The organism is Paraconexibacter antarcticus (assembly GCF_024220175.1).
GTDB lineage: Bacteria > Actinomycetota > Thermoleophilia > Solirubrobacterales > Solirubrobacteraceae > Paraconexibacter > Paraconexibacter antarcticus.
On sequence record NZ_CP098502.1, the window covers coordinates 3,703,585 to 3,729,925 of the forward strand.

At 69.1% G+C, this 26,341-nt stretch carries 26 protein-coding genes and 3 pseudogenes; 9 read left to right on the forward strand and 20 right to left on the reverse strand.

Features of this window, described 5'->3' with window-relative positions; genetic code table 11:
* Nucleotides 1-2 precede the first annotated feature (2 nt).
* Nucleotides 3-641, forward strand: a complete 639-nt coding sequence (locus NBH00_RS18090; RefSeq protein WP_254569990.1) for a TetR/AcrR family transcriptional regulator — start codon at nt 3-5, stop codon at nt 639-641.
* Between the two features lie 331 nt (nt 642-972).
* Here the strand turns inward: NBH00_RS18090 and NBH00_RS18095 are convergent, their stop codons facing one another.
* The gene (locus tag NBH00_RS18095; protein WP_254569991.1) at nt 973-1,776 is read right to left on the reverse strand and encodes a transposase; all 804 of its coding nucleotides are present in this window, start codon (nt 1,774-1,776) and stop codon (nt 973-975) included.
* Nucleotides 1,777-2,068: 292 nt separating this feature from the next.
* Nucleotides 2,069-2,479 (reverse strand): annotated as a pseudogene (locus NBH00_RS25590) (transposase); the annotation flags it as partial.
* On the opposite strand from NBH00_RS25590, the gene NBH00_RS18100 reads away from it, so the two are divergent.
* Nucleotides 2,463-3,005: a TetR/AcrR family transcriptional regulator gene (locus NBH00_RS18100; protein ID WP_254569992.1), complete on the forward strand. Its 543-nt coding sequence runs from the start codon at nt 2,463-2,465 to the stop codon at nt 3,003-3,005. The pseudogene NBH00_RS25590 and the gene NBH00_RS18100 overlap by 17 nt on opposite strands.
* A gap of 331 nt (nt 3,006-3,336) precedes the next feature.
* On the opposite strand, the pseudogene NBH00_RS25700 reads toward NBH00_RS18100, so the two are convergent.
* The 9 genes and pseudogenes from NBH00_RS25700 to NBH00_RS18145 all read right to left on the reverse strand — a co-directional run.
* Nucleotides 3,337-3,393 (reverse strand): annotated as a pseudogene (locus tag NBH00_RS25700) (rubredoxin); the annotation flags it as partial.
* 96 nt (nt 3,394-3,489) lie between these two features.
* Nucleotides 3,490-4,284, reverse strand: coding sequence for an ABC transporter permease (locus NBH00_RS18110; RefSeq protein ID WP_254569980.1), 795 nt, complete (start codon nt 4,282-4,284; stop codon nt 3,490-3,492).
* A 56-nt stretch (nt 4,285-4,340) separates the two neighbouring features.
* Nucleotides 4,341-5,081, reverse strand: a complete 741-nt coding sequence (locus tag NBH00_RS18115; RefSeq protein ID WP_354701194.1) for an MlaE family ABC transporter permease — start codon at nt 5,079-5,081, stop codon at nt 4,341-4,343.
* Between the two features lie 419 nt (nt 5,082-5,500).
* Nucleotides 5,501-5,740, reverse strand: a complete 240-nt coding sequence (locus NBH00_RS18125) for a hypothetical protein (RefSeq protein WP_254569994.1) — start codon at nt 5,738-5,740, stop codon at nt 5,501-5,503.
* A 199-nt stretch (nt 5,741-5,939) separates the two neighbouring features.
* The gene (locus NBH00_RS18130; protein ID WP_254569995.1) at nt 5,940-7,028 is read right to left on the reverse strand and encodes an alpha/beta hydrolase; all 1,089 of its coding nucleotides are present in this window, start codon (nt 7,026-7,028) and stop codon (nt 5,940-5,942) included.
* Nucleotides 7,029-7,220: 192 nt separating this feature from the next.
* Nucleotides 7,221-7,628: a PTS sugar transporter subunit IIA gene (locus tag NBH00_RS25595; protein WP_437126621.1), complete on the reverse strand. Its 408-nt coding sequence runs from the start codon at nt 7,626-7,628 to the stop codon at nt 7,221-7,223.
* A gap of 88 nt (nt 7,629-7,716) precedes the next feature.
* Nucleotides 7,717-7,977 (reverse strand): annotated as a pseudogene (locus NBH00_RS25600) (hypothetical protein); the annotation flags it as partial.
* Entirely contained in the window at nt 7,974-8,246 is a 273-nt protein-coding gene (locus tag NBH00_RS25305) for a DeoR/GlpR family DNA-binding transcription regulator (protein WP_254569997.1), read from the reverse strand. The gene NBH00_RS25305 and the pseudogene NBH00_RS25600, both read right to left, overlap by 4 nt.
* 340 nt (nt 8,247-8,586) lie before the next feature.
* Nucleotides 8,587-10,098 carry a flavin-containing monooxygenase gene (locus NBH00_RS18145; protein ID WP_254569998.1) on the reverse strand — a complete coding sequence of 504 codons (1,512 nt, stop codon included), beginning with the start codon at nt 10,096-10,098 and terminating at the stop codon, nt 8,587-8,589.
* Between the two features lie 162 nt (nt 10,099-10,260).
* Here NBH00_RS18145 and NBH00_RS25705 point away from each other — a divergent pair, with 162 nt between their 5' ends.
* Entirely contained in the window at nt 10,261-11,292 is a 1,032-nt protein-coding gene (locus NBH00_RS25705; RefSeq protein WP_254569999.1) for an IS110 family transposase, read from the forward strand.
* 46 nt (nt 11,293-11,338) lie between these two features.
* Here NBH00_RS25705 and NBH00_RS18155 read toward each other — a convergent pair whose 3' ends face one another.
* Both NBH00_RS18155 and NBH00_RS18160 read right to left on the reverse strand, forming a co-directional pair.
* Nucleotides 11,339-12,229 carry an IS3 family transposase gene (locus tag NBH00_RS18155; RefSeq protein WP_254569052.1) on the reverse strand — a complete coding sequence of 297 codons (891 nt, stop codon included), beginning with the start codon at nt 12,227-12,229 and terminating at the stop codon, nt 11,339-11,341.
* Nucleotides 12,226-12,528, reverse strand: coding sequence for a transposase (locus tag NBH00_RS18160; RefSeq protein ID WP_254569053.1), 303 nt, complete (start codon nt 12,526-12,528; stop codon nt 12,226-12,228). Before NBH00_RS18160 ends, NBH00_RS18155 begins: the two co-directional genes overlap by 4 nt.
* A 119-nt stretch (nt 12,529-12,647) precedes the next feature.
* Between NBH00_RS18160 and NBH00_RS18165 the strand changes: the two genes are divergently transcribed.
* Nucleotides 12,648-13,178, forward strand: a complete 531-nt coding sequence (locus NBH00_RS18165) for an integrase core domain-containing protein (protein ID WP_254570000.1) — start codon at nt 12,648-12,650, stop codon at nt 13,176-13,178.
* Nucleotides 13,179-13,214: 36 nt separating this feature from the next.
* Nucleotides 13,215-13,460, forward strand: a complete 246-nt coding sequence (locus NBH00_RS18170) for a hypothetical protein (RefSeq protein ID WP_254570001.1) — start codon at nt 13,215-13,217, stop codon at nt 13,458-13,460.
* A gap of 406 nt (nt 13,461-13,866) precedes the next feature.
* Here NBH00_RS18170 and NBH00_RS18175 read toward each other — a convergent pair whose 3' ends face one another.
* From NBH00_RS18175 to NBH00_RS18185, 3 genes are all read right to left on the reverse strand, one after another.
* Entirely contained in the window at nt 13,867-14,136 is a 270-nt protein-coding gene (locus NBH00_RS18175; RefSeq protein ID WP_302182649.1) for a cytochrome P450, read from the reverse strand.
* 97 nt (nt 14,137-14,233) lie between these two features.
* The gene (locus NBH00_RS18180; RefSeq protein ID WP_254570003.1) at nt 14,234-15,580 is read right to left on the reverse strand and encodes a transposase; all 1,347 of its coding nucleotides are present in this window, start codon (nt 15,578-15,580) and stop codon (nt 14,234-14,236) included.
* A 43-nt stretch (nt 15,581-15,623) separates the two neighbouring features.
* Nucleotides 15,624-16,541, reverse strand: a complete 918-nt coding sequence (locus NBH00_RS18185) for a cytochrome P450 (protein ID WP_254570004.1) — start codon at nt 16,539-16,541, stop codon at nt 15,624-15,626.
* Nucleotides 16,542-16,753: 212 nt separating this feature from the next.
* Between NBH00_RS18185 and NBH00_RS18190 the strand changes: the two genes are divergently transcribed.
* From NBH00_RS18190 to NBH00_RS18200, 3 genes are all read left to right on the forward strand, one after another.
* Entirely contained in the window at nt 16,754-17,758 is a 1,005-nt protein-coding gene (locus NBH00_RS18190; RefSeq protein ID WP_254570005.1) for a BtrH N-terminal domain-containing protein, read from the forward strand.
* Nucleotides 17,755-18,264 (forward strand): PaaI family thioesterase, encoded by a 510-nt coding sequence (locus NBH00_RS18195; RefSeq protein WP_254570006.1) that lies wholly within the window; start codon nt 17,755-17,757, stop codon nt 18,262-18,264. The genes NBH00_RS18190 and NBH00_RS18195 overlap by 4 nt, the downstream gene beginning before the upstream one ends.
* 340 nt (nt 18,265-18,604) lie before the next feature.
* Nucleotides 18,605-19,630, forward strand: coding sequence for an MBL fold metallo-hydrolase (locus NBH00_RS18200; protein WP_254570007.1), 1,026 nt, complete (start codon nt 18,605-18,607; stop codon nt 19,628-19,630).
* A gap of 20 nt (nt 19,631-19,650) precedes the next feature.
* Here NBH00_RS18200 and NBH00_RS18205 read toward each other — a convergent pair whose 3' ends face one another.
* The 4 genes from NBH00_RS18205 to NBH00_RS18220 form a co-directional block, all read right to left on the reverse strand.
* Nucleotides 19,651-21,144, reverse strand: coding sequence for an MFS transporter (locus NBH00_RS18205; protein WP_254570008.1), 1,494 nt, complete (start codon nt 21,142-21,144; stop codon nt 19,651-19,653).
* A 155-nt stretch (nt 21,145-21,299) separates the two neighbouring features.
* Nucleotides 21,300-22,439: an acyl-CoA dehydrogenase family protein gene (locus NBH00_RS18210; RefSeq protein WP_254570009.1), complete on the reverse strand. Its 1,140-nt coding sequence runs from the start codon at nt 22,437-22,439 to the stop codon at nt 21,300-21,302.
* A complete protein-coding gene (locus tag NBH00_RS18215) occupies nt 22,436-23,653 on the reverse strand; it encodes an acyl-CoA dehydrogenase family protein (RefSeq protein ID WP_254570010.1) in 1,218 nt (405 codons plus the stop codon). Before NBH00_RS18215 ends, NBH00_RS18210 begins: the two co-directional genes overlap by 4 nt.
* A 51-nt stretch (nt 23,654-23,704) precedes the next feature.
* Nucleotides 23,705-24,562: an SDR family oxidoreductase gene (locus NBH00_RS18220; protein ID WP_254570011.1), complete on the reverse strand. Its 858-nt coding sequence runs from the start codon at nt 24,560-24,562 to the stop codon at nt 23,705-23,707.
* A gap of 225 nt (nt 24,563-24,787) precedes the next feature.
* Here NBH00_RS18220 and NBH00_RS18225 point away from each other — a divergent pair, with 225 nt between their 5' ends.
* Complete coding sequence (locus NBH00_RS18225; protein WP_254570012.1) at nt 24,788-26,338, forward strand: class I adenylate-forming enzyme family protein; 1,551 nt, start codon at nt 24,788-24,790, stop codon at nt 26,336-26,338.
* The last annotated feature ends 3 nt before the right edge of the window (nt 26,339-26,341 follow it).

A 26,341-nucleotide genomic window follows, 5' to 3' on the forward strand; every position in this document is an offset into this window, starting at 1 on the left:
CGATGCGAGCGGACGGCGACCTCACGCGCAAGGGCGAGCAGCGCGCGACCGCCATCCTCGACGCCGCCCTTCGCTGTCTCGCCCGCGACGGGTTCGCCGCGACCTCGCTGCAGCGCGTTGCCGACGAAGCCGGTGTCGGCAAGCGCGCGGTCATCTACTACTACGACACGCGCGAAGGCCTCTTTACGCATGTCGTCCAGCATGTCGGCGGACGGTTCATCGGCGGACTCGAAGACGCGGTGCGCGGACTCGAGGACCCCGCCGACATCATCGATCGGAGCTTCGAGACACTCTGGGCTGCGATCACCACCGATCGCGCCCTCCTCGTCGCCTGGTTCGGCCTCCAGGCCGAATCGATCACCAACCCCGCATTCCGCGGGGCGGCCGGCTACATCAACACCCGGTTCCGAGACCTCGTCAGCGGACTGATCGACGGTCTCCTGCTGCGCGGGCGCACCCTTCACCTCGATCGCACGACACTCGAAGTCCTGATCCTCGCCAACGTCCAGGGCCTGATCCTGATGTACCTCGACAGCGGCGATACCCCCGAGCTCCACAACGCCATCGCGACTGTCCAAAGGTTCCTGGCCAACGTCTCCAGCCTGCCGGACGTCTCACACGCGGCGCCCTCGTCGCGATAGCCACAGCGAGAGCCGGGGAGATCTTCACCGCTCATCTGGAGCGGGCCGACCAGCCAGTGGTCGCGCTCACAGTCGCAGCGGAGAGGACCTGGTCGGACAAGCGTGGCGCAACCGGGGCGCGGCAAGGGTTCGGACGGCGGCTTGTCAGCGTTCGGGAAGGGGTTGGCCGAACAGCGGCGTGGGAAGTCGGCCAGGCCGAGGCTAACTACTTCCCCCGGATAACCGATTCCGCGGAATGGGGTCGGGGTGAACGAAGAACGGCCGCGCTCGGGCGGAGACGCGGCCGTTCGGGGTGGTCATCTCGGGCGGAGAACGACCGCCCGGGATGGTTTCAGGCGCTGCGGATGGCGAGGGTGTCCAAGTTGTAGGCCAGCAGCGCCCAGGCGGCGGTGGTGCGGGCGCCGTCGTGTCCTTTGAGCCTGGATCGGCGTAGGCCGTAGCGTCGTTTGAGGTGGCTGATGCGTCCTTCGCAGCCGACCCGGAACTTCGCCAACCGCCGGTTGGTCTTCCGCGAGCCGGCGGACTGCCTGCCGGCGATGAACGCGCGGTCTGTTGGTGGGAGGTGCTCGGCGAGGGGGCCGGGTTGGAAGCCGCCGTCGAGCGCGAGTTCGCGTGGGCGCAGGTCGAGTTCGCGGAGGCGGTCGCCGGTCTGCTTGAGGAGCTCGTGCTCGTTCGGGGAGCCGATGCTCGTGGCCAGCGGGAGGATCAGGCCGCGGGCGCCGCGGCGGGTGTTCTGGCAGAGCTCGGCGACCTGCATGACGGTGCCGAACTCGGTCGGCTGACGGAGCTTGCCCTTGCGGATCGGGCGGGCGTCGGGGTCGCTCGTCGAGACCAGGCGGTCGGTGATTTTCTCGCCCGCCACGCGCTTACGGATCTGTTCGCAGACCTTGCTCGCCCGCTCTGCGAGCACGTCGATCCGCTCGGCCGCTTGGAGCTTGGCCCGAGCGCCGCGGCCCCGCGCACGCTTCCGCAGCGTCGCGGCCAGACGCCGCGCTTCGCGCAGCGACCGGGTGGTGAGCTCGCCGGCCTCGCCGGTGAGCTTGAGCGCGAGGTCCTTGCTCTTGCCGGTCCGTCCGGCGATCGACCGGTTCAGCTTCCGCAGCCGTCGGCTGATCGACGCCGAGCGGTCGCTCACGCGCGGCGCGCCTGCGCCGGCGAGATGGCGGTGAGAGCGACGGCTTCGCTTGGCCCCAGCGCGACGGTCCCAGGCGGGCCTTGGCGGCTTCGGTGGCGAGCATCCGGGCGGCGTCCTGTGCCAGGCCGAGATCGGTCGGGTAGCGGATGTCTGACTCAACGACGGTCGAGTCAATCCGCGCCGCCCGGACCACGAACCGCTGCTCAGCCCCGCGCTGCGTGGCGCCGGCGATCACGGCCATGACGATCTCCTCAACGACCTGCGGGCCCAGGCGACGCACGAGCTTGCGCACCGTCGATTCGTCGGGCACTCGGTCCGTCAGCGGGATGCGGCAGAAGCGGCGCAGGTGCAGCGAGTCGAAGACCTCCCGGACGAGCGTCTCATAGCCCCACCCGCCCGAGCGAGCCTTGACGATCATCAGCCGCACCAGCCGATCCATCGGGATCGACGGACGACCACGGTCTCGATGCTCCACGGCCCACACCGCCTCGATCGGCGCAAGCAACGCCGGGTCCTCGAGCAGCCGGTCGAGCGCCGCGAGGTCCGCCGGTAGCTCAGCGACCTCCACCGGCAACCCAAGATCGAACAACGACTCCACCTGCCCGGGGGGAAGCGCGTCCGAACGATACGCCGGTTCAGCCGGGGCGGGCACGGGTGAACGTGGACTCGCCGGTACCATGGCGGGCGTGCGAGACCGCGCCATCCTGGACTCCGCCAAGAGGCTCTTCTATGAGCGCGGCTATGACGGTGTAGGCGTCGACGAAATCGGCGCCGTATCTGGCGTAACCGGGCCGGCGATCTATCGGCACTTCACGGGGAAAGAAGAGATCCTCGCCACGCTGTTCGACGAGGCGATGGACCGACTGCTCGTCCTCTCGGGGTCGCCCATGGAGGATCCCGACGAGGACCTCCGGAGCCTCGCTCGAGCCCACTCGGAGTTCGCGCTCGAGGACCGCGAGTTATTGAGCATCTACGCACGTGAGGAGCGTTCGCTTACCGAGGCGCACCGCCGACGCCTGCACCGGCGCCAGCGCCAGTTCGCCGAACGCTGGCGCGAAGCGCTGCGTCGCGTGAATACGGCGGCGAGCGAAAAGGAACTCACGTCGATGACGTACGCGCTGATTGGCTTGCTCCTGTCGGTCGCCCATTGGCCGCGCGAGGCGCTGGCCACTGACGATCTGAGCAACCTGCTCGTCGAGCTGATCGCGCGCGCCGCTCATCCAACCTGATTCGTTCGCCAGGCGCGGCCGGCGCCATTACCATGCCGCAGCGTGACGCGCTCGCGGACCGGTCAGCTCCACAGGGCACTAACGCAGCTGCAGGGCTGCGTGTCGGAGCCAGAGGTCTGGCAGACGGCGGCGCGCGCTGCCTGTGACGACCTCGGGTTCGAGCGGGCCGCTGCGCTGCGCTGCAAAGGTACTCGGGCGGTCGTGGGCGGTGCTCACAATCGGCTCGCACCTGGCGCCGGCGGCGGGAACCCGCGGTGCAGTCGTCGTAGGGCGTGAAGTCGCGCTTCTGGGCGCCGCAGACGGGGCAAAACCAACTGTTGGGAACGTCCGCGAACGCGGTTCCCGGTGGGATGCGTCCGTCTGGGTCACCCTCGTTGGGGTCGTAGATAAAACCCGCACGACTCGCAGAGCCATTTCGTCGTCGCGGTCGTCACGCCGCCGCTCGTCTCGTTCGGGAGGACGTCTCGGTGGTGATTGACATACGTCATCCTCCGATCGGGGCGCGTGGGTTGGCGCCCCAGAACAGCTGGGTTCCGAGCATCCCGATGAGATGCACGAAGACGATGTTCAACACCATGGACTTCGCGGTCGCGGTGCCCACTCCGACCGGGCCGCCACTGGCGTTGTAGCCGTAGTAGCAGCCCACCAACACGATGCCCGTGGCCATGACCATGGCTTTCATCATGCTGAACAGCATGTCTGGTGGGTTCTGGAACATCCAGAAGATGAGGAAGAAGCCGCCAGAGGAGACGTCGCCGATCTGCTGCACCACTGCAAGGTAGGACGCGAAGAACCCGGCGCCGATCGCCGCGATGTACATGAACGGCAGCACCATCCACGCCGCGAGCAGGCGGGTGGCGCAGAGGAACGTCACCGAGTTGATGCCCATGACCTCCAGGGCGTCGATCTCGTCCGAGATCCGCATCGAGCCGAGCTCGGCGACGATCCCCGTGCCGACCTTCGCGGCCATCATGTACCCGAAGGCATAGGGGACCAACTCGCGCAGGTCACACCAAGCGGCAAAGACACCGGAATAGGCGGGAGCACCGACCGAACGGGTGAAGTACGCGCCCTCGATCCCGCACTGCAGCCCGATGATGAACACCAGCCCCCAGATCACGAGCGTCGAGGACAGGATCAGGATCCCGCACTGCCGCAGCGCCTCACCGAAGAAGCGGAACACGCGCAGGCCGTAGACCTGGCCGACGATCTTGCCGCAGAACTTCGCGATCTCCCCGAAGGTCGAGATCCAGTCCTTGGGTACCGCGAGCCAGCCCATCTAACCCAACCTCCCCACCAACGGAACACAAGCCATCTGGGCGCGGTTCTTCGCCATCACTTGATCACCGTGATCTCGGGGTGCGTGGCCAGCAGCGTCTGCGTGAACACGTAGTTGAAGGCGAAGACGCCGAGGAAGGCGATCACGACCGCCTGGTTGACCGCGCGGCCCACGCCCGCGGCACCGCCCGACGCGGTCATCCCCTTGTAACAGCAGACGATCGCGATGATCGCCCCGAAGAGCGTGCACTTCACCAAGGAGCCCCACAGGTCCGTCACCGAGGCATTCGTGAAGAACGTCGCCCAGAACGGCCCGAGCGGCGCGCCGTTGACGAGCGTGGCCAGGATGCCGCCGAAGATGCCGAACAGCAGCGCGTACACGTCGAAGAGGCCGGTCACGACCATCAGCGCCAGAAAGCGCGGCACGACCAGGTTCTTGACCGGGTCCACGCCGAGGACCTGCAGCGCGTCGAGCTCCTCGCGGATCTTGCGGGCGCCGAGGTCCGCGGTGATCGCGGTGCCCGCCACCCCCGCCAGCACGATCGCCACGACGAACGGCGCGAACTCGCGGATCGACGCCAGCACGAAGAACCCGCCCAGACGGTCCAGCGCCCCGAACAGCACGAGGAAGTTCGCCGCCTGCAGCCCCGGCGCCCCATACCCGAACGCCACCGTCGACACCAGCAGCGGAAACCAGCACAACCGCAGCGCGAACAGGAACTGCGACACGAACTCCCCACCGTACGGGTACGGAGGACGCAACGCAGACACGATCGTCTTCCCCGTAAGGATCATCATGTCCCCGACTTCTTCCAGCACGCTCTTCGTCGGAAGAAACGCTCGATCAGCAATCTGACGAAACATCACACCCTCCGGTATCGGCTCTGGAGCAGGCTGGGACGCAACCTACAGGACAGCTGTCATGAACGTACGTTCACGGCGTTGATCGCTGCAACTGGGGGAACTGGCTGCTCCGGTCTGCGATGGTGAACGGCGGCTGCACGTCACAGACGGGAGGGCCGACGCCGATGACGGGGATCAGCTGCGGGTTGTTCAGGCGGTCGCAGCCGTAGGACCCACCAGGGCGCCGTCAGCCACGACCAGCTCGACTACTACCTGGACGAGTACACCTTCCGCTTCAACCGCCGCCATTCACACCATCGCGGCCTGCTGTTCTACCGCCTACTCGAGCAGGCCGTCGCGACCGACCCGCATCCCTACGCCGACCTGACCGCGGACCCCGATTCCTGACGCCGACAGGCCCTGCGGTAGTGAAGGGGATAGCCCACAAACACGAAACTCGAGAGCTCGGGGTGGAACGACACGTGGACGTTGATCTCCTTCTCCCCGGCGTCCTCGAGCACGATGACCGCGCGGCCCGGGCCGCCCTCGTCCACCGGCGCGATCGTGATCTGCGGGTTCGTCACCGTCACGCGTACGGCGACCAGCACGTCCATCGCGAGGGCACACCAGTGGCCCGCGGCCTCGGCGTGCTCCGCCGGGTCATGTCCTTGAGGTGGGGAGGTGGTGCGCGTTGCTGGCCAACGCGGATACGGCCGCGTCGAGGGTCGCGTCGGTCAGCAGGTCGTCCGCGTCGTAGGAGCTCACGGGATGAAGTCTGACAGTCCGCGCCCGTCGGCGCGGACCGTCGGCCGCTCAGGCGGCCGTCCCGGTGCGGTCGGCCGCCGCGGCGGCGGCCAGGCCCATCCGCAGGGCGCCCGCCATCTCGACCACGGCGTCGTGCGATGCCCGCGACACCGCGGACATGTTCGCGAAGCCGTGGATCAGGCCGTCGTGGCGGCGCAGGGCCACCGGGACACCGAACTCGGCGAGCTTCGCCGCGTAGGCCTCCCCCTCGTCGCGCAGTGGGTCGAAGCCCGCCGTCGTCACGTAGGCGGGCGGCAGCCCGGTGAGGTCAGGGGCGAGCAGGGGGGCGACGCGCAGGTCGTCGACGGCGGCCGCGTACGCCTCGGTGAACCAGACCATGTCCTCGGCGATGAGGAGAAAGCCCTCGCTGAAGAGCTCCTCCGAGCGCGTCCGCTCGCTGCGGTTGGTCGCCGGGTAGATCAGCAACTGGTAGGCGGGCACCGGCCCGCCGGCGGCCAGCATCTGCTGGCAGATGACCGCCGAGAGGTTGCCCCCGGCGCTGTCGCCACCGACGGCGATGCGCGCCGGGTCGACCCCGAGCGCGGCGGCCTGCTCGTGGACCCACCGGAACGCCGCCAGGCAGTCGTCGACCGCCGCGGGAAACGGCGCCTCCGGGGCCAGGCGGTAGTCGATCGCGATGACCGTCGCGCCCGAGTGGAAGCAGAGCATCCGGCACAGCTCGTCGTGGGTGTCGAGGTCGCCGAAGACGAAGCCGCCGCCGTGGAAGAAGACCAGGGCGGGCCGGGGCCCGTCCGGCGCCAGCCCGGGGGCGTCGTAGCACCGGGCCGGCAGCGGCCCGGCGGGACCGGGGACCGTCAGGTCGGTGACGGCCTTCACGCGCGGGACCGGGAGCGCGTTGACCATGGCGGTCCGCCGCAACTCGCGCCGGGCGACCTCCGCGCCCATCGCGGACCACGGGCCCGGGGAACTGGCTTCCATGGCCTTGAGGATCAGCTGGATCTGCGGGTCGAGCGTGAGCCCGTCGCGGACGATCGGCTTGCCGGCGAGGAGGCGGACGGTGCGCGGCGAGAGCCGCGACATGAGCCGCGCCGCGACGCGCTCGGCGCGGTCGCGCGGGGTGAGCTTGTAGGAGGCCATGACGCGAACGCTAACACCAGGTGTTGTGATCCAGGCGCCGTGGGTGAGGGTGCGGATGGTGTCGGGGGTGGCTTCCAGGGCGCGTCGTCCGCTCACGAGATCATCAGCCGTGCGCTCTTCAGCCGCAACTGGCTCACCTCGGCGCCGCCGTGCTCGTGGGCGTCGTCTACGGCTCGACGCTCGCCGGCGGCCTCATCCCCCAGGACGGCATCTCCTGGCAGGGCCGCCTCTTCGGGGGGCTCGGCGGGGTAATCGCCGCGCGCCTGCTGGACACCCGCGAGCCGCGCGCGGAGCGCCTGTCCGGCCCATCCCGGAGGGCCGAGGATGGGACGCGAGGATCTTCATATGCTCAGCGCCCTCGCCGTCCGGCGCGGCGATGAGGAAGACGAGGGTGGCGGGGCCGTCCTCGGCGCCGAAGTCCACGCCGCCGGCGCACCGGCCGAAGGCGAGCGACGGCTCCTTGACGAAGGCCGAGCGGGCGTGCGGGATGCCGATGCCGCCCACCAGGCCGGTGGGCATCTGCGACTCGCGGGCGGCGACGTCGGCGAGGAAGCCGTCCAGGTCGGTGACGCGGCCGGCGGCGACCAGCCGCTCGACCAGGGCGCGGGTGGCGGCGACCCGGTTCCGGCTCGGCGATGGTGATGTTCGCGCGGACGGCGCCGACGATCGGCACGGTGCGGACCCGGAGCTCCTGCTCCTGCAGCAGGCCGAGCAGCTGGTTGCCCTCGTGCCCGCCGATCGGCAGGACCGCGATCGACGCGATCCCGTTGGCGCGCAGCGCGCGGGTGACGTTGACGCCCTTGCCGCCGGCGTCCGCGCGGACGCGCAGCGGGCGCATGACCGAGCCGCGGACGAGGGCGTCGACCTCGGCGGTACGGTCGACGGACGGGTTCGCGGTGAACGTGAGGATCACGCTGAGCCCCTCCCGGTCGACCGTCGTGAAGGTCATGCGAGCACCACGCGCGGCCCGGCGGTCTCGAGGGTGAACGCGTCCTCGGGGTCCAGGCCACTGTCGGTGATGACGACGTCCACGTCGGCGAGGTCACCGAAGCGGGCGAAGTGGTCGGCGTCGAGCTTGGTGTGGTCCGCGAGCACGACGACGTGGCGCGCGGCGCGGATCATCGCACGCTCGGCCGCCGCCTCGGCGGTGTCCGGGGTGGTCAGGCCACGCTCGGCGCTGATCCCGTTCGTGCCCATGAAGGCGACGTCGACGACCATCTTCTCGAGGACACGCAGCGCCCAGGCGTCGACGGTCTCGGACGGCCTCCAGCTCTGTCGGGGACGGGTCTGGTCTGGCGCCCACCAGGTCTGCGCGGTCGCAACCGCCGGTCCTCCGCCGCGGCCGGCGCCCGGTTCGATGTGCCACAGCCGCACCCGCCCACGGGTGGCGCGGACGTGCCGGTGCGGGCCGCGGTGCGATCCTCTTCGGCGGCCTGAACCAGGCGGACGTCGCGGTCAGCACGATCGTCCGGGCCGCGGTCCGCAGTGTGGCCGCAGGCCGGCCGCTACTCGATCGGGCACGCGGGGATCATGCGCTGACCCCCGCACGCGCGCAGGGTCAGGCTGCGACGCGGGCCGCGAGCTCCGGCGGCTCCACCGGTAGCGAGGTCACCCGCGTGAACTCCATCGAGCCGTCCTCCAGCTCGCCGCGCCGCAGGATCCGCAGGTCGCGGATGTAGTTCTGGTAGAGCTTCCACGGCGCCGCGGAGCCCTGCACCGGGAAGCGGTCCAGCGCCCGCTGCACATAGCCGGAGGCGAAGTCGAGGAACGGCTCGGAGGCCGACGTCGACTCTCGGTAGCGCGGGGCGCAGAACGCGTAGCCGCCGGCGTCCATGTGGTTCAGCAGCCGACAGGCGAATCCGCACGCGAGGTCGGCCTTCAGCGTCCACGACGCGTTCGTGTAGCCGAGGACGAACGCGAAGTTCGGCACGTCGCTCAGCATGAGGCCGCGGTAGGTGACGGCCTCCGGGAGCGACACCGTCCGCTCGTCGACGACGAGCTCGATCCCGCCGAACGCGATGAGGTCCAGGCCCGTCGCAGTGACGATGATGTCGGCCTCGAGCTCCTGTCCGGACACCAGGCGGATGCCCGTCTGCGTGAAGGTCTCGATGTGGTCGGTCACCACCGAGGCGCGCCCGCTGCTGATCGCCTTGAAGAGGTCGCCGTTGGGCACCAGGCACGGGCGCTGGTCCCACGGGTCGTAGCTCGGCTTGAAGTGGGTGTCGATGGGGTAGCCGTCAGGCAGCTGGTGTTTGACGAGCTTGCGGACGCCGGCCTTCACGAGTGCCGGGCGCCTGCGGCTCAGCTGGTACTGGCCCATCGTCAGCAGGACGTTCTTCCAGCGGGAGATCGCGTAGGCGGCCTTGGCAGGCAGCACCTTCCGCAGGCCGTTGGCGATCGGGTCCTCGGCCGGGAAGGCCACCATGTAGCTCGGGGACCGCTGGAGCATCGTCACCTGGGCGGCGTCCGAAGCCATGGCGGGGACGAGCGTCACGGCCGTCGCGCCACTGCCGATGACGACGACGCGCTTGCCCGCGTAGTCGAGGTCCTCCGGCCAGTGCTGCGGGTGGATGATCGGGCCGGCGAAGCGATCGGCGCCCGGGAACTGCGGCGTGTACCCCTGGTCGTACCGGTAGTAGCCGCTGCAGGAGAAGAGGAAGCCGCACGTCAGCCGCACGGTCTCCCCCGTGTCGGTGCGGACGGCCTCAACCGTCCAACGCGCGTCCGCCGTGGACCAGGAGGCGCGCACGACCTTGTGGCCGAAGCGGATGAGGCGCTCCACGCCGCCCTCGCGCGCCGCCTCGCGCACGTACTCGAGGATCGACGGCCCGTCGGCGATCGCCTTCGCGGCTTCCCACGGCTTGAAGTCGTAGCCGAGCGTGTACATGTCCGAGTCCGAGCGGATGCCCGGATAGCGGAAGAGGTCCCAGGTCCCGCCGATGGCCTCGCGCGCCTCCAGGATCGCGAAGCTCTTGGCCGGCGACTGGGCCTGCAGGTGGCGGGCGGCGCCGATGCCGGACAGGCCGGCGCCGACGATCAGGACGTCCACGTGATGGGGTTCAGGCGACATGCTCGGCATTGTGATGCATACGCGGCGCAGGCGCGCACTACTGGCGGTCGGGAACGGCGCGGTCAGCCAGGATGGACGCAAGGGGGCTGGCCCTCTTGCATCGCAGGAGTCGCGGGTTGACTGTTGGTGTTGAGGGCCGCTTGGCCAGAGCCGCATACGACCTTGGAGGACCAGCCCGTGCCTGATGTTATTTCGACCGCGCCCGCGAATGTGCGGCTGTGGGTCGCCTTGGATGTTCATAAGCGCTCGATCTTCGCCGCGGTGCTGCCGCCGGTCGGCGGCCGGCCGGAGCTGCACCGGATCGAGACGACCGACCGCGCGATCGGCCGGCTGATCGACAAGCTCGGCGGCCCCGAGGGCCTCGCGGTCTGTTACGAGGCCCGCCCCGGCGGCTTCCAACTGCTCAGGTTGCTGCGCAAACGCGGGGTGGCCTGTGACGTGATCGCCCCGTCGCTCGTGCCGACACGCGCCGGAGACCGCGTGAAGACCGACCGCCGCGACGCCAGGAAGCTTGTGACGTACTTCCGCGGCGGCGCGCTGACGTTCGTCGACGCGCCCTCGCCGGAGACGGAGGGGCTGCGTCATCTGATGCGCTGCCGCGACGACCTGCGCCTGGCGCGGATGGCGGCCCGCCACCGCGTCGCCAAGCAGCTGCTGCGCCTCGGCCGGAGCTACCGAGACGGCGTGAAGTCGTGGACGCTGAAGCACCGCGCGTGGGTCAGCGCCCAGCGGCTGGAGGACCCGCTGGCGCAGCTCGCGCTCGAGCAAGCCCTCACGCACCTGGACGGCATCGAGCGTCAGCTCACCGCGCTCGACGCCCTGTGCCGTGCCAATACGTGCGTGAGCCCATGGAGGCCGGCGATTCGCCGAGGCAGTGGTTGCGGCGGGATGGTCATCGTGGCCGTGCGTTTGCTGTATCTGGTGACGACCAGGGTGTTCGCCTGGCTCGCGCTGCGGGGCCGGTCCGGCGGTGCGAAGGAGGCCGAGATCCTCGTGTTGCGCCACGAGGTCGCGGTCCTTCGTCGTCAGGTCTCGCGTCCGCGGCTTGAGTGGTCGGATCGGGCGTTGCTCGCGGCGCTGGCCCGGGAGTTGCCTCGGGAGCTGCGGGCGTTCAGGCTGGTCACGCCGGCAACCCTGCGTGCCTGGCACCGAAGGCTGGTCGCGCGGCATTGGCGCTACCCGAACACGATGTGAGCCGTCCCGGTTTCACGGAGACTTGTTGTTTGGGTTTCCTCTCTCGTCAGTGGGAGAGGGGTGAGCCGGACCGTATCGCGTAGAGGGTCTCGAATTCGACGGGCGGGATGTGACCGATCGCGGAGTGCAGGCGGTCGTGGTTGTACCAGCCGACCCACTCCACAACGGCGAGCTCCAGTTGGGTGCGGGTTTGCCAGACGCGGTCGCGGATCAGCTCGGTCTTGAAGCTGTCCACGAAGCTCTCGGCCATCGCGTTGTCGTACGCGTCACCGGTCGAGCCGAGCGAGCCGAGCACGTCGTTGTCCAGGAGCGCTTGGGTGAAGTCGAAGCTCGTGTATTGCGATCCCCTGTCCGAATGATGGATAAGTTGTAGATCGGCGCCGTGTCGGCGGGTGCCCAAGGCCATCTTCAGCGCGTCGAGCACGAGGTCGGTGCGCATGTGGCCGGCGAGCTGCCAGCCGACGACCCGGCGGGAGTAGACGTCAAGGACGAAGCTGAAGAACCCCACGCCCTCCCACGACTTTAGATACGTGAAGTCGGCGATCCACAGCGCGTCCGGCCGGGTCGCGGTGAACTGGCGGTTGACCAGGTCCGGTCGCCCTGAGCCGGCCGGGTCAGCGACCGTGGTCTTCCACGCTCGGCCGCGGCGCTTGGCCCCGATCAGACCGTCCGCTGCCATGAGCCGCTCAACGCGGCCGCGGCCGACCTGCACGCCCTGACGGCGCAGCGCCTTCCACACGCGCAGCGATCCGTACGCCTCGTAGTTGGCGCGGTACACCGCCCGGATTTGCTCGAGCAACACGGCGTCTTCCTGCGCGCGGGTCGACAACACCCCGGTCGCGCGCTGGTAGAACGCCGAGGGCGAGGTCCCGAGGGTGCGGCAGGTGAGCTCGACAGCGAAGCCGGCCGCCCGCTGCTTTTCGATGAAGGCGCTCACCTCCGCGGGGTCCCGTCGAGCTCCTTGGCGAAAAACACCGAAGCGGCCTTGAGGATCTCGTTCTGCCGCCGCAGTTCCTTGACCTCACGTTCGAGCAGACGCATCCGGTCGCGCTCGACCGTGTTCAGCACGTCGCTGCGCGTTCCGGCGTCGGCCTCGGCGAGCCGCACCCAGTTCCGAAGCGACTCCTTGTGCACGTCCAGGTCGCGGGCGACCTGCGCGATCGGACGCCCGGACTCCAGCACCGTCTTGACGGCCCGCTCACGCAACTCCGGCGGGTACTTCCTTCCACGAGCCATATGACCACGTACTTCCTCTCAACAGACCGAATGCCTGTTTCAGAAGTCCCCGTCGATCCCGGGACGGCTCAATGGGGCGGCCACCGGTTCGGGAGGAGGTCCGCGAGCTCGTGATCCGGGTGGCGCGGGAGAACCCGCGGCTGCTGCGCCGGATCTACGTGTTCTTCGTCATGGAAGTCGGAGCCCGTCGGGTCCACATCCTCGGCGTCACCGCCAACCCGACCGGGCCATGGGTTGTGCAACGGGCCAGGAACCTGTTGATGGACCTCGACGAGCGCGCCGGCCAGTTCACGGTGTTGATCCGGAATCGAGATTGCAAGTTCACCACGGCATTCGGTGCCGTGTTCGCGTCGATCGGGCTCCGCACGCTGAAGACGCCGGTCCGCTCGCCGATGGCGAACGCGTACGCCGAGCGATTCGTCGGCACCCTCCGCCGGGAGTGCCTGGACCACCTGCTGATCCGCAACGAGCGGCACCTCCGCGGCGTCCTCGCCCAGTACGCGCGTCACTACAACGCGCACCGTCCTCACCAGGCTCGCGGGCAACTACCGCCCGATCACGACGACGGCGAGGTCATCGACCTGACCTCGCGCATCCAGCGACGCCAGATCCTCGGCGGCCTGATCAACGAGTACCAGAGGGCCGCCTGAGAGTTTTGGCACGGCACAGGGCGGCGCCAGGCCCGCGTGATCCGCCGCACGCTGCGGCTGTCCGAGCTCGGCGAAGAGCTCTGGCTGGTAGCTGGAGAGACCGCTTCACGAGGCGGCCGCGGAGATCGTCGACGCGATCGGGCTGGAGTTTCAACCGCGGATCTGGCGCACGACGCCCGATGCGGTGAGATGCTCAACGCGATGTTCCAGGAGATCGGCCGAGACGCCTTCCGCTTCCTGATCCGCTCAGGCCTGATCTTCGACTTCCACATCGGCTCTTGAAGGTCGCGGTCTTCGGCATCACCGGCTCGCACCTAGTGCTGCCGATCTTCGGGCTGATCACGGGCGGCCTGACGGACTACGTGGCGGTGACCATGATCTTCCGGCCCAGACAGTCACGCGCAATCGCCCCGGGCATCCGCTGGCAAAGCCTCTTCCACGCCAAGCGAGATCAGGTCACGCGCGACTACGCCAAACTGCTGGCCAAGGACATCCTGACCCCGCGGCAACCATGGAGGGTCTGCTCACCGGCGCGCTCTCGCCATCGGCGAACGACGGGCTGCCGCTCCGGACGCGGCCGCTCACGCCCTGTGCGTCCGGAGCGGGTCTGTTCGACGGACCGACGTGTAGACCGGCTTGGCGCCGATCCGTATGAGGTACAACGCGCGCCCGGGCCCGCGCCGCCCTTTCACGAACCGCGCAAGCGGACCGGGAGGTGCTTGAGCTGGCTTGAGAACTGGGAGATGACCCAGCTCGGTTCGCCGGACATCGTCATGCGCGGGAACCGCTTGACGGTCTCCTCGACGAGGATCTTCAGCTCCAGGCGGGCGAGGGCGGTGCCGAGGCAGAAGTGGCGGCCGCCGGCGCCGAACGCCTGGTGCTCGGGGTTGCGGGTCACGTCGAAGCTGTCGGAATTCTCGTATCGCTCCTCGTCACGGTTGGACGACGGATACCACATGAGCCTGTTGCTCAACCTTTGGTCGATGTGGGAGCACCGTCGGTCGCGGCCATGACCGTGGCGGTCGCTGGCGCTCGCGAGCCCCAGTGCCGTGGTCTCACGTTGCGACGGTCGCCGCCCTGTGCAGCTTCAGGACGTTGTGCGTGGCGGTGATCAACTGCCACTCGGCTTCCACGGCAGCCCTGCCGCGTCTTGAGAATCGGTCGATGCGGCGTAGGTGCTTGACGTAGGCGAACACCGGCTCCACCGTGTACTGCCTGGCCTTGTAGATCCGTTGGCCCTCCGGCGTGGCTAGCAACCCGTTGATCCGGTCGGCGTGCTCGCCCCGTGGCGGCTTGCGCTTTCGGGCGGGCTTCTCACCGCGCTGGCTGGTGGGCGGCACGATCGTCTCGATCCCCGCTTGCTGAGCTGCGGTCATCTGGGGCGTGTTCCAGTAGCCGCTGTCGGCCAGCACCCGCTGCACGGTCTGCTGAATCCCGGCCGCGGCGAGCTCCTCGCGGGCGGCCTGGATCATCGGCCCAAGCTGGGTCTGGTCCGCGGCGCCCGGCGCGATCCTCGCTGCGATCACGATCTGCCCTTCGCCGACGGTCGCCTGCGCGTTGTAGCCCTGGATCAGGCCGCGGGGGCTGCGCACGATCCGGCTGTCGGGGTCGGTCACGTTGACCTTCTTGCGCAGGACACGAAGCTCGCGCTCGTCATGGTTGCGGCTCACAACCCGGCCCTCAGGACGGCGCCCTCGCGCGACCGCTTCGTCATAACGAGCGATCCGCTCAGCACGGGAGTCCTTGACGGCCTGCTGCTCCGCCTCGACCTCGTCCAGCAGCTTGCGGATCCGGCCCGCACGAGTCCGTGGATTTGCAAGCTCGTCGGGAAGCTCATCGCCGCGATGCTCGCCGAGCGCGGCGTCCTCCGCCGCATCGACCCGCTCGGCCTCACCGAGGATCCGCTCCGCCTCCGCTCGCAGCCCTTCGACGGTCATCGACCGCGACAGCGACGCGTTGGCCAACACCTTCGTGCCATCGATGGCGACCGTCCCCGCCTGCACCAGGCCGGCCTTGGCGCAGACGCCGAGGACCTGCGAGAACAGGCCGGCCAACGCGTCCTGATGCCGTGAGCGGAACCGCGCGATCGTGACGTGATCCGGCTGCAGGCCACCGGCGACGACCCGGCTGGCGACGTCCTCCATACAGCGACGCTCGATCTGCCGCGAGGACCGAACCCCGACGCAGTAGCTGTGGACCAGCAGCGCGACCATCACCGCCGGATCAAACGGCGGCCGGCCCTGACCGTCCTGGCGATACACCGCAGCGAACTCGCACAGGTCCAGCTCGTCGACGAGCTCGATCACGAACCACGCCAGATGCCCCTCCGGCAGCCAGTCGCGCATCGACGGTGGCAGCAGCCACTCCTGATCGCGATCGGCCGACACAAACCGTTGCGCCATGACCGAATTCTCCGACGCAGACCGGACGAGTTAAGCAACAGCCTCACATGGCGACTTTGTCGCCCTTCTTGATCGGGCAGCCGCCGAGCTGCGTGTCCTTCGTCGCGGTGCGGCGGAAGTGCGCGAACGCGGGGAACATCCGCAGCGCCTCCTCGACGGCCGACGGTACGAGTGAGAGATCGTTGAGCAGCAGCTCGCGCTGGTCGGGGTGCTCCATCAGCGCCCGCATCGCGCTCGTGTAGGTCGCCTTGGTGGAGTCGTTGCCCGCGGCCATCATCAGCACGAATCCGGCGAAGATCTCCAGATCGCTCAGCATGTCGCCGTCGATCTCGGCGAACACGAGGATGCTCATCATGTCCTCGGTCGGGCTCGCCCGGCGGGCCGCGACGAGCTTCATGCACTTCTCGTACATCGGCGGGATGTGCTCCATCACGAGCTGGTCGATCCCGCCCGGGTTCAGCACCGGGTCACCGAAGCCCAGCAGCGTGTTGATCGCATCGGCCCACGGCTTGTCGTCGTCGGGGTCCAGCCCCATGAAGCTGCCGATGACGCGCGCGACCACCGGCTGAGCCACATCGACGACGAGGTCGCACTCCTCGCGGCCCTCGAGGCCATCCATCACGCCGTCGGTGATCTCGCGGATCGCTGCTTCGTGGCGGGCGATCGCCTTCGGTGTGAACGCCCGCTGGAACAGGGACTTGATGCGGTCGTGCATCGGCGGATCCATCCCGATGAACATCCCTTGCACGATGTCCAGGGGCACCCCCTCGTCCATCAGAAGGAAGTTCGACGCTGAGGAAAACGTCTGCCAGTCCTTACTCACGGTGAGCACATCATCGGCCTTGGTGACAGACCAGAAGCCGGCGTCGCCCGATGACTGGCTGATGCCGCTGCTCCAGTGGACCGGGCACTTGGAGCGCAACTCCCGGAACACCTCGTGAGGCGGGCCCTGCTCCCACAAGGCGTTGTCCGCGACGCGGAGGTTGTCAAGGTCAAGGGCTTCGCGCGTTGACATGGTGTCAAGCGTACAGAGACCGCACCGATCGGTGGCATAAATCTTCGCGACCCACCAGCTGCGGCACCTGACACCCCGTTGCGATCTGCCACCGTCCCGCATCGGACGGGCTTCCCACAAAAGCCACCGGTCGGGGCGAGATGTCCATACTGTCGTCCATGACGAACGAGCTCTCCTTCCCCCACCGTCGTGCTGGCCACTGTGGCTCAGGAGCGCTTCGCGACCTTCTGGAGCACCACGGACTCGACTACGGAGACGGTCCGCTCAGCGAGGGCATGGTCTTCGGCCTCGCCGGCGGACTCGGGTTCTTCTACGCCGAGAGCACCGCGTTCATCCCGCCGTTTTACCTCGTCGGGCGGACCGCGGACCTCGAGCGCGACATCGCGAAAAATCTCGAGGCTCAGGTCGAAGTGCGCGAGACCGACGACGCCGATCTCGGCTGGTCCTGGGTCGCCGACGAACTGGCCGCCGGCCGACCGGTGATGGTGTGGGCGGACATCGCCAAACTCGAGTACCTCCGCGTGAAGATGAGCAACACGCGTCACGACATCCTCATCGTCGGCCACGATCCCGAGAGCGACATCGCCTGGGTGGCCGACAACGATCGCGAAGAGCTCCAGACGTGCTCCCTGAAGTCCCTGGCAGCCGCCCGGACCTCCAGCGGCTTCCCTGGTCCGAACCGCAATACGACATTCCTCTACACCTGGCCCGAAGCGCTGCCGCACCTCCGTACGGCGACGCGCCGCGCCGTCGCGCAAGCAGTGACGAACATGACGGCCGAGGCCCCCGAGGTCGCCGGGCTCACGGGCGGATTCGGCCTCGCTGGAGTCGACGCCTTCCTCGCCGGCTACGAGCGGTGGCCCGAGACCCTCGCTGAGCTCCTCCCGTCGGCGCTACCGGGACTCTGGGTCTTCGTCGTGAAGGCCGGAACCGGTGGGGCGATGTTCCGTTCCCTGCACTCGACGTTCCTGCTTGAGGCCTCGACTCTCCTCAAGGATTCGCAGCTCGCGGCGGTCGCCGACCACTATGACCAGCTCGCTGCGCGATGGATCGAACTCGCCGAATGTGCCAAGCGCGGCACCCACGCGGAAGGTCTCCCGCTGGTGCGACTGATTCGCGACCTCGAGCACCGGGGCGTCGAGATGATGGAGGCGCTGAGATGAAGCCGCGCGCAGACGGCAGCATCCCGCCCCACCAACCGAACTGCTTCGGCTGCGGGCCGGAGAACGCGGCAGGTCTCGGCCTGAACATGCACGTCGACCGGTCACGTGTGCGAGCAGATCTCGTCCTGGACCATCGTCACGAAGGCGCGCCCGGGTTCGCTCACGGCGGCGTGGTGGCAAGCGCCCTGGACGACCTGTTCGGCGGCGTCCTGGTGATGCTCGGGCGCGCCGCGGTCACCGCCAACCTGAGCGTCGACTACCGCGCACCCGCACTGCTCGGGCATCGCCTCCGATTGACCGGATGGTGCGCCCGCAGCGACGGGCGCAAACTCCATCTCCAGGGTGAGCTCCATGACGCCGAGACCCTCGTGGCCGAGGCACGAGCCCTGTTCATCAGCGTCGACGGTGACCACTTTCAGCGTTCCGGCGCCACGATGCCCGAAGAGTGGAACCGCTGGCTGGCACCGGTGGAAGCGGAGCTACCCCCGTCGAAGCCCGATATCTGAGCCCGACCGCGTTGCGCGCACCTGGCGTCGGGAAGCCAGCGGGCGAGGTCGTGGTCGTCAGTCGGGCAGCACATCAGCGCTGACGGATCGCCCGAGCACGGGAGCAGGCGGCCCGTGAATCGCTCATCGACTGAGCACGTGCCATCAGGACGACCCGACGGGTCGCCCGTTCCAGCCGGTCGCGCATCTGCACTCCCCAGCAGCTGCGCTTCACGTACTGATGTGAACGACTGTTATCATTGCAGACGGCCACCTGCCCCCGACACAGGAATGCTTGCGTGCCCGGTCCATCCTCTTCCGCCGACGAACTACCGCATCTCCGATGTCACCGGGTCCTCCCGTGACCTCGACCGATCTGCCGGAAGACGTCGTCTGCATCCCTTTGCCGACGCCGTGGCCGATCGGTCCGGTCAACGCCTACCTGTTCCGCGGCGCCCCCCTGACCCTGGTCGACTGTGGGCCGCGGATGCCGAAGGCGCTGCGCGCGCTCGAGGACGGCCTTGCCGCGGCCGGGGTCGCCCTCGCCGACATCGAACTGCTCGTACTCACGCACCAGCACCAGGACCACATCGGCAACGCCTCCGCCATCGTCCGTCGTTCAGGAGCCCAGGTTGCAGCGTTCGCGCCCCTCGCCGATGAACTGAACGACCTGGACGCCATGTTCATCCGTCAGCACGCCTACCTCGCCCTGCTGATGGAGCGTCATGGCATGACGGCTCGAGAACTGCGCGTGCTCGCCGACCGCGAGCGTCATGATCGTCAGTACGCCGCGCCGGTGGCCGTCGATGTACCGCTGCGAGACGGCGATCTTCTCCGCGCGGGTGCCCGGACCTTTCAGGTGTACCACCGGCCGGGCCACAGCCCGAGCGACATCGTGCTCTTCGACGACGCGCACGGCTTGCTCGTCGCTGGGGATCACCTGCTTCCGGGGGTGTCATCGAACCCGATCGCTCACATGCCACTCAGTGCCCGGGACGTCAACCTGGCCGCCGATGAGCGCACGCGGCCACGACCACTACTCGAGTACCTCGACTCGCTGGCCCGCACGAGCGAACTCGACGTGCGCTGTGGTCTTCCGGGGCACGGCGCACCGTTCAGCGGCTCCCGTGCCCTTATCGCGTCACGGATCGCACTCCACGATGCCCGCGCCAATGACATCCTGCGTGCGCTGAGCGATCGCCCCCGGAGCGCGCGCGATCTCGTTGATGTCCTTTGGGACGACCTCCCAACCGCGATGATGTTCCTCGGCATGTGCGAGGTCCTCGCGCACCTCGACCTCCTGGCCGACCGCGACGCGATCGGCACCGAGGTCATCAACGGCACAGTACGCAACCGTCCGGTTGCTGGACACCGCAGCGCTGCATGACCACGCCAGGCGGAAGCGGTCTACGCGGCTGAGCCGGCGCCGACACCGGATGCCGCTGCGCCGGACGCCTCCTCACGAGGCACTCCTACGGCCGGCGTCTCGACGGGCCTGATCAGCACCGCAGCGAGCACCGCACCCACGCCCGCGATCGCGCTCCCCGTGAAGAACACCCGATCAAGCGCAGTAGCAAATGCCTGATGGACCGCAGCGCTGTCGAGGCTCCCGGCCGGAGCCCGCCGGGCCGCGATGTCGACGCTGCGGAGCGCATGGCTGAAGATCGCGCCCATCCCCGCGACCCCGGAGGCGACTCCCACCTGCCGGAAGGTCGAGTTCATCCCCGTTGCGGTCGCGGCCTGATGAGGCGGGGCGACGGCCAAGGTGACCGCGGCGACCGTCGGATTCGCCAGGCCGAACCCCAGCCCGCAGAGCACCAGACCCGGCAGCGCGACGGTCCAGCTCGAGCCGCTGTCGAGCATCGTCATCTGCAGGAGCCCGAGCGCGGTGCACCCGAGCGCGACAGTCAGCACGAGGCGAGCCGACACGACAGCGGACAGACGACCGGCGCCGGCGGCGGCGAAGAACGCGAGCACGGTGACCGGCAGCAGGCGCGTGCCAGCCTCAAGCCCATTGGTGTTCTCTACCTGCTGGAAGAAGAGCGTCAGGTAGACGAACATGCCGAAGAGGGACGCCGACGTGGCGAACGCGGCGATCGCGCCCCCGGCGAACGACCGGTTGCGCAAGAGCGCCAGGTCGAACATCGGCTGCCGCTGGCGGGCTTGGCTGAACGTGAACAGCCCGAGACTCACCGGCGCCACCGCGAACAGCGTGAGGGTGGTGCGGTCGCCCCACCCCCAGTCGCCACCTTTGATCAGCGCGCACACCAGGGCGCCGATGCCCACGGTGAACGTGAGCTGACCGATCCAGTCGACCGGCCGCGGGCGCTCATCCCGGGTCTCGGGCACGTACCGCACGGCGATCACCACAGCGAGCACGACCACGGGGAGGTTGACGAGGAAGATCCAGCGCCAGTTCGCAAGCTCGATGATCGCACCTCCGACAAGCGGGCCGAGCGCCACCGCACCGCCGAAGACCGCGCCGAACGCACCCAGCGCCTTGGCCCGGTCTGCCCCCTGGTACGCGGCGCCAAGGATGGCCAGGCCGGTGGCGAACAGCATCGCGCCGCCGATCCCCTGCAGCCCTCGCGCGACGACGAGGAACGCCGCAGAGCCAGCGACGCCGCAGAGCGCCGACGCCACGCCGAAGACCACGAGACCGATGAGGAAGACCAGCCGCCGACCCACGCGGTCCGCGATCGCTCCGGTGTTCAGCAGCAACGCGGCGAGCGTCAGCGCGTAGGCGTCGACGATGAGCTGCATCGACTGGAGATCTCCGGAGAGGTCTCGAGCGACGTCCGGCAAGGCGACGATCACGATCGTGACGTCCAGCATCAACAGCAACTGCGCGAGGCAGACCGCCGCTAGCGGTCCCCATCGCCACGTCTCACGCTCCGCCATCATCTCTCCCTCTCCGCCGGACGGGCAACCAGGCCTCGACGAGACTACACCAATCGGTGCGTTCAAGGTCGGGACCGCCCGCGCAGTGGCCTGTTCGCACACCCCCCGCGGTCGGAGGGTGTCGTCCCGGGGATTGCGCCCCGGGACGACACGGTTCACCCTTGGGCTGCGTCGGCGACGAGCAGCAACTCGCCGGCGACCCGGTCTGCCGCGTCCCCGTGTCCGCCGACCAGGCGGCGCGTGACCTGCGCGCGGCGGAAGTACAACGGCGCGTCGTGCTCCCATGTGGCACCGATGCCACCGTGGACGTTGATGTTCGCGCGGGCGGCCATGTCCAGCGCCCCCCCGGCCGAGGTCCTGGCTGCCGATGCGGCCAACGCGAACTCCTCCGGACGACGCTCACCGGCCCACCCGGCGTAGAACAACAGCGAGCGCGCGTTCTCCAGCTGACGCAACACCTCGACGATCTCGTGCTTGACGGCCTGGTAGGACCCGATCGCTCGACCGAACGTGAAGCGCTCCTTCGCGTAGGCCAGCATCATCTCGTGGGCTGCTGCCACCGTTCCGACCGCCTCCGCGGCGATCAGCGCCTGGGCGAGGTGCCAAGCCCGGCCCATGTCCTCGGTGCTGCAGGACAGCGGCCGGGCCGGCGCCCCCTCGAGCGTCACATGCGCCAGCGAGCGCGTGGCGTCGTACCGCTGGACGTGTTCGACCGCCACGCCCGATGCACCGGCCTCGACCACCGCTGCGACCGGCTCCCCGCGCTCGTCCACGGCGATCACCACCAGCAGTTCCGCCCCGTGCGCGTCCGGGACGTAGGCCGCGCGGCCGCTGAGCGCAAGAGCACCTTCCGCACCGCCTGCCTGGAATGCGGGCCCGCGCCCGCCACCGGCCGCGTCCGTGGTCCACTCAGGCTCATCGAGGTCACCGGGCGGGCGCGCCGGCACGTACGCGACGCGCGTCTGGCCGCCGGCGACGGCCGCAAGGCGGTCATCGCCCCCCGCAGCGAGCAGGACCGTGGCGGGCAGCACGCCGAGGAAGGGGACTCCGGCGAGGGCGCGGCCGATCTCCTCGGCCACGAGCATCGCATCGAACGGTGCCAGTCCGGCGCCACCGGCGTCCTCGGGGATCAGCATGCCCGGCCACCCGGCTTCGACCGCCGTCGGCCAGAGGTCGGGAAGGGTCGCGGCGTCCTCGAGACCGGTGCGGGCGGCCTCGAGGGTGTCGAACCGCGAGAGCGCGCCGCGAGCGGCGTCACGCAGGAACACCTGCTCGTCTGAGAGTGAGAGATTCATGACGCCACCGCCTGCTTCTCCTTCGCGCGGAGTTCCGCGAATGGGATGCCCTTGTCCAGCCGCGGCTCGGGCGGCAGCCCGAGTACCCGCTCGCCGACCGTGTTGCGCAGGATGGCCTCGGTGCCACCGGCGCTCTTGAGCCCGGGCAGGAACGAGATCATGTACGCCCACTCGCCGCTCTCGTCAAGGGCATCGGGGCCCAGCACGTCCGCGAGCAGTTCGCCGGCCGCGATCGCCGCGTTGACCGTCGTGATCTTGCTCAGTCCGGCCTCCGGGCCCGGAATCTGGCCGTTCTCCAGTGCAGACAACGCCCGGAACCCGGCGAAGCGAATTGCCAGAAGCTCGGCAGAGAGCTGTCCGAAGCGCTTGCGGACCTCCTTGTCCGTGCGCGCATGCGGCACGGCGGCGAGTGCCGGCGCGAAGCGGTCCGCGCTGTATCCGAACCCCTCCGCGCTCAGCCCGATCATGACCCGCTCGAACATCAGCACGGTCAGGGCCGTCATCCACCCGTTGCCCACCCCGCCGACAACCATCTCGTCCCCGCCGACGACGACGCCGTCGAGGAAGACCTCGTTGAACTCCGCCTCCCCTGACACCTGCCGGAGGCCGTGCGTCGACACTCCCTCGGCGTCCATCGGCACGATGAACATCGTCAGGCCCTTGTGCTTCGGCACGTCGGCGTCGGTGCGGGCGAGGCACATGCCGTACGCGGAGAACTGCGCGTTGGTCGTCCACACCTTCTGGCCGGTGAGCGCCCAGTTCCCGTCCTCCTGCTTGACGGCGCGCGTCTGCACCGCCGCCAGATCGGAGCCTGCCCCCGGCTCGCTGAACAGCTGACACCAGACCTCGTCGGCGTGGAGCATCGGCGCCAGGTAGCGTGATTTCTGCTCCTCGCTTCCGTGGGCGATGATGCACGGCCCCATCAGGCCGATGCCGATGACGTCGATCACCCCCGGGGCATCGGCGGCGTTGAGTTCCTGATTGACGATCACCTGCTCGAGCGGGCCGCGTCCCTGGCCCCCGAACTCCTTCGGCCAGGTGACGCCGACGAGGCCTTCTTCCGCCATCTCGCGCTGCCAGGTGCGACGGCGCTCGATGTAGGCGGCGTCCTCCGCGTCACCCCGCGCCGGTGGCGCGGACGAACGGTGCTGCTCGATCCAGCTGCGGACGGTCGCGCGGTACTGGGCCTGCTCAGGGGAGTCATCGAGATCCATGTGTTCTCCGAGGTACGGTGATGTTATGACGGACGAAGTGAACGTTCGGTTCTAGCGGGGCACGGGCGTGCTGTCGACGACATCGGCAACGCGCTGGTCGTACGCGGAACGCGCCCCGTGGTCGATCTGCGTCAGTGCCTTGTTCGCGCCGAGCAGCCGGAGCGTGAGATCCTGGGTCGACCGGGGAAGAAGCCGCATGACGCGGAAGATCGGGCCCAGTGCCCGGGGCACGTAGACCTCGAAGCGCGGACGCTCCAGGGCGTCGGCGATGGCCGTCCCGACCTCGGCCGGCTCCGGCTTGCCGAGGATCGGCGTCGCGCCGACGCCTGAGCCCAGCTCGGTGTTGATGATGGTGGGCATCACCACCGAGATCTGAACCCCACGGCTCCGGGCCTCTGCCCGCACGGCCTCAGAGAGGCCGACCACCGCGTGCTTCGTCGCACAGTACGTCGCCCCGCCGCCGGTCCCGACCTTGCCGGCCGCCGAGGCGATGTTGACGATATGGCCAGAACCGCGCTCCAGCATTGCCGGAAGGGCCAGCTTGGTCCCGAAGATAACGCCGGTGAGGTTGATCGCGATCTGGCGCGCAGCGACCTCATCGCTCTCGTCGACGAAGTCTCCGAGTGGCATGATGCCGGCGTTGTTGATGAGCACATCGAGCCGGCCGAAGTCCTCGGCCACGGCCTCCAGGAAGGTGCTGAACGACGCGCGATCCGTCACGTCCAGCGCGTAGCCGCGAACCCCGGACCCGAGCTCGGTGGCAGTCTGCTGCACCAGGTCCGCCTGCAGGTCGCCGATCGCTACCCGCGCGCCGCGCCGCAGCAGCTCCTGGGCGGTGGCTCGGCCAATGCCACGGGCTCCGCCGGTGATGGCGACGACGCGACCGCGAACGGGAGTGATGGGTGCCACGAGAGACCTCCGGAGAAGGGAATACGGTTGAGCACGCGCCGGCGGGCCCCGCCGCCCAGGAGCGACTTCGCCGATGGTAGCTGAACGATCGCTCACGCGGATTGCAGCTGTCTCGTCCGGAGGAGAGATGTCCCTCGTTCCGCCTATGCCCGCAAGCGCCACGGGCTGCGACTCTCGGGTGACAGACGGCCACCCGGGCCTGTCCAGTCGAGAGAGCAGGCAGTCATGGACTTCGGGGACATCCTGCGGCGAAGCGCACGGCACCACGCCGAGCGCGTGGCCATCCGCTGCGACGCATCCGAGCTCACGTACGCCGAGCTCTACGCGCGCGCCTCCGCGCTCGCTGCCGGCCTCGTTGCGGCGGGGGCGCGCCCTGGGGACCGCATCGCCACCGTGGGCGACAACGCGCTCGACACCGCCGAGCAGCTCTGCGCGATTGCCCTCGGCGGCTTCGTCCGCTGCCCGCTCTACACGCACAACGCCAGCGACACACACGCGTACATGCTGAATCTCAGCGGAGCGCGGATCGTCCTGGCCGAGGACCAGTACGTGCAGACGATCCTCGCGTGCAGGGGCGCGCTGCAGCACGTGGAGCTCGTCGTCGGGACGACCACCGGCGAATGCTCGATCGCGGAGCTGGTGGCGCGCGGATCCGGTGCGGACCCCCAAGCGGCCGTCGCCGCCGCTGACGTGCACATCCTCCGCTTCTCGGCCGGAACGACGGGACGCCCGAAGGGCATCGCCCATTCGAATTTGGGCTGGCGACAGATGGCCGACGAGGTCTGCCTGTCTCTGGGTCGCCTGACCGAGGCCGACGTCCAGGTCGTCTGCGGGCCGATGTCGCACGCGTCCGGGCTTCTCTTCTGGCCGATGATCGCCCGCGGTGCCACCCAAGTGCTCTGCCCCGCCTTCGACGCCGGCGAGGTCCTGCGGCTCTTGGAGGCCGAGCGCGCCACCACGGTGCTGCTCGTCCCCACCATGATGCAACTGCTCGCCGCCCATCCGGACGCAGGGACGCGCGACCTCTCCCACCTGCGCCACGTCCTCTACACCGCCTCACCCGCCTCCGAGCGCACGTTGGAGGATGCCGCCGCGCTGTTCGGCCCCGTCCTGCACCAGTTCTATGGTCAGAGCGAGATCCTGCCGCTGACCGTGCTGCGTCCGGACGAGCACGTGTTCTCCGGGGACCTCCGTCGCTGGCTGCGTTCGGCGGGCCGGCCGAGCCCGAACGCCTTCATCCGGATCGTGGACGACGAGGGACTCGACGTTCCTGCCGGGGAGATCGGCGAGGTCGCGGGCCGATCGCCTGGAGGGATGCTGGGGCTCTGGCAGGACCCCCAGGGAACCGCCGCGAGGACACTGCCGGGGGGTTGGATCCGCACCCGGGACCTTGGCCGCGTCGAGGACGACGGCTTCCTCTACCTCGCCGACCGCAAGGAGGACATGATCATCTCCGGCGGGTACAACATCTGGCCGGCGGAGATCGAGAACGCGCTCCACGCGCATCCGGCGGTCGCCGAAGCGGTGGTCGTCGGCGTGCCGCATCCCAAATGGGGTGAGACGCCCCATGCGGCAGTGGTGGTGCGACCCGGAGCCGCCGTGACCGAGGCGGAACTGATCGAGTGGTGTCGCTCTGCGCTCGGCTCGGTGAAGAAGCCGACGACCGTGGAGTTCCGGAGCGGCCCACTGCCGAAGACGCCGATCGGCAAGGTCCTGCGCCGGGAGATCCGCGACCCGTTCTGGGAGCAGCGGCCGGCAGGCATCGGCGGTGCCTGACCA

Bases quoted from the DNA above. Each gene is read 5' to 3' on its own strand.
- NBH00_RS18215 (WP_254570010.1), bottom strand. From the start codon at position 23,653: ATGGATCTCGATGACTCCCCTGAGCAGGCCCAGTACCGCGCGACCGTC.
- NBH00_RS18145 (WP_254569998.1), bottom strand. From the start codon at position 10,098: ATGTCGCCTGAACCCCATCACGTGGACGTCCTGATCGTCGGCGCCGGC.
- NBH00_RS18205 (WP_254570008.1), bottom strand. From the start codon at position 21,144: ATGGCGGAGCGTGAGACGTGGCGATGGGGACCGCTAGCGGCGGTCTGC.
- NBH00_RS25305 (WP_254569997.1), bottom strand. From the start codon at position 8,246: ATGGTCGTCGACGTCGCCTTCATGGGCACGAACGGGATCAGCGCCGAG.
- NBH00_RS18210 (WP_254570009.1), bottom strand. From the start codon at position 22,439: ATGAATCTCTCACTCTCAGACGAGCAGGTGTTCCTGCGTGACGCCGCT.
- NBH00_RS18090 (WP_254569990.1), top strand. From the start codon at position 3: ATGCGAGCGGACGGCGACCTCACGCGCAAGGGCGAGCAGCGCGCGACC.
- NBH00_RS18115 (WP_354701194.1), bottom strand. From the start codon at position 5,081: ATGATGATCCTTACGGGGAAGACGATCGTGTCTGCGTTGCGTCCTCCG.
- NBH00_RS18130 (WP_254569995.1), bottom strand. From the start codon at position 7,028: ATGGCCTCCTACAAGCTCACCCCGCGCGACCGCGCCGAGCGCGTCGCG.
- NBH00_RS18190 (WP_254570005.1), top strand. From the start codon at position 16,754: ATGACGAACGAGCTCTCCTTCCCCCACCGTCGTGCTGGCCACTGTGGC.
- NBH00_RS18110 (WP_254569980.1), bottom strand. From the start codon at position 4,284: ATGGGCTGGCTCGCGGTACCCAAGGACTGGATCTCGACCTTCGGGGAG.
- NBH00_RS18175 (WP_302182649.1), bottom strand. From the start codon at position 14,136: ATGTGGTATCCGTCGTCCAACCGTGACGAGGAGCGATACGAGAATTCC.
- NBH00_RS18225 (WP_254570012.1), top strand. From the start codon at position 24,788: ATGGACTTCGGGGACATCCTGCGGCGAAGCGCACGGCACCACGCCGAG.
- NBH00_RS18125 (WP_254569994.1), bottom strand. From the start codon at position 5,740: ATGGACGTGCTGGTCGCCGTACGCGTGACGGTGACGAACCCGCAGATC.
- NBH00_RS18160 (WP_254569053.1), bottom strand. From the start codon at position 12,528: ATGGCTCGTGGAAGGAAGTACCCGCCGGAGTTGCGTGAGCGGGCCGTC.
- NBH00_RS18180 (WP_254570003.1), bottom strand. From the start codon at position 15,580: ATGGCGCAACGGTTTGTGTCGGCCGATCGCGATCAGGAGTGGCTGCTG.
- NBH00_RS18195 (WP_254570006.1), top strand. From the start codon at position 17,755: ATGAAGCCGCGCGCAGACGGCAGCATCCCGCCCCACCAACCGAACTGC.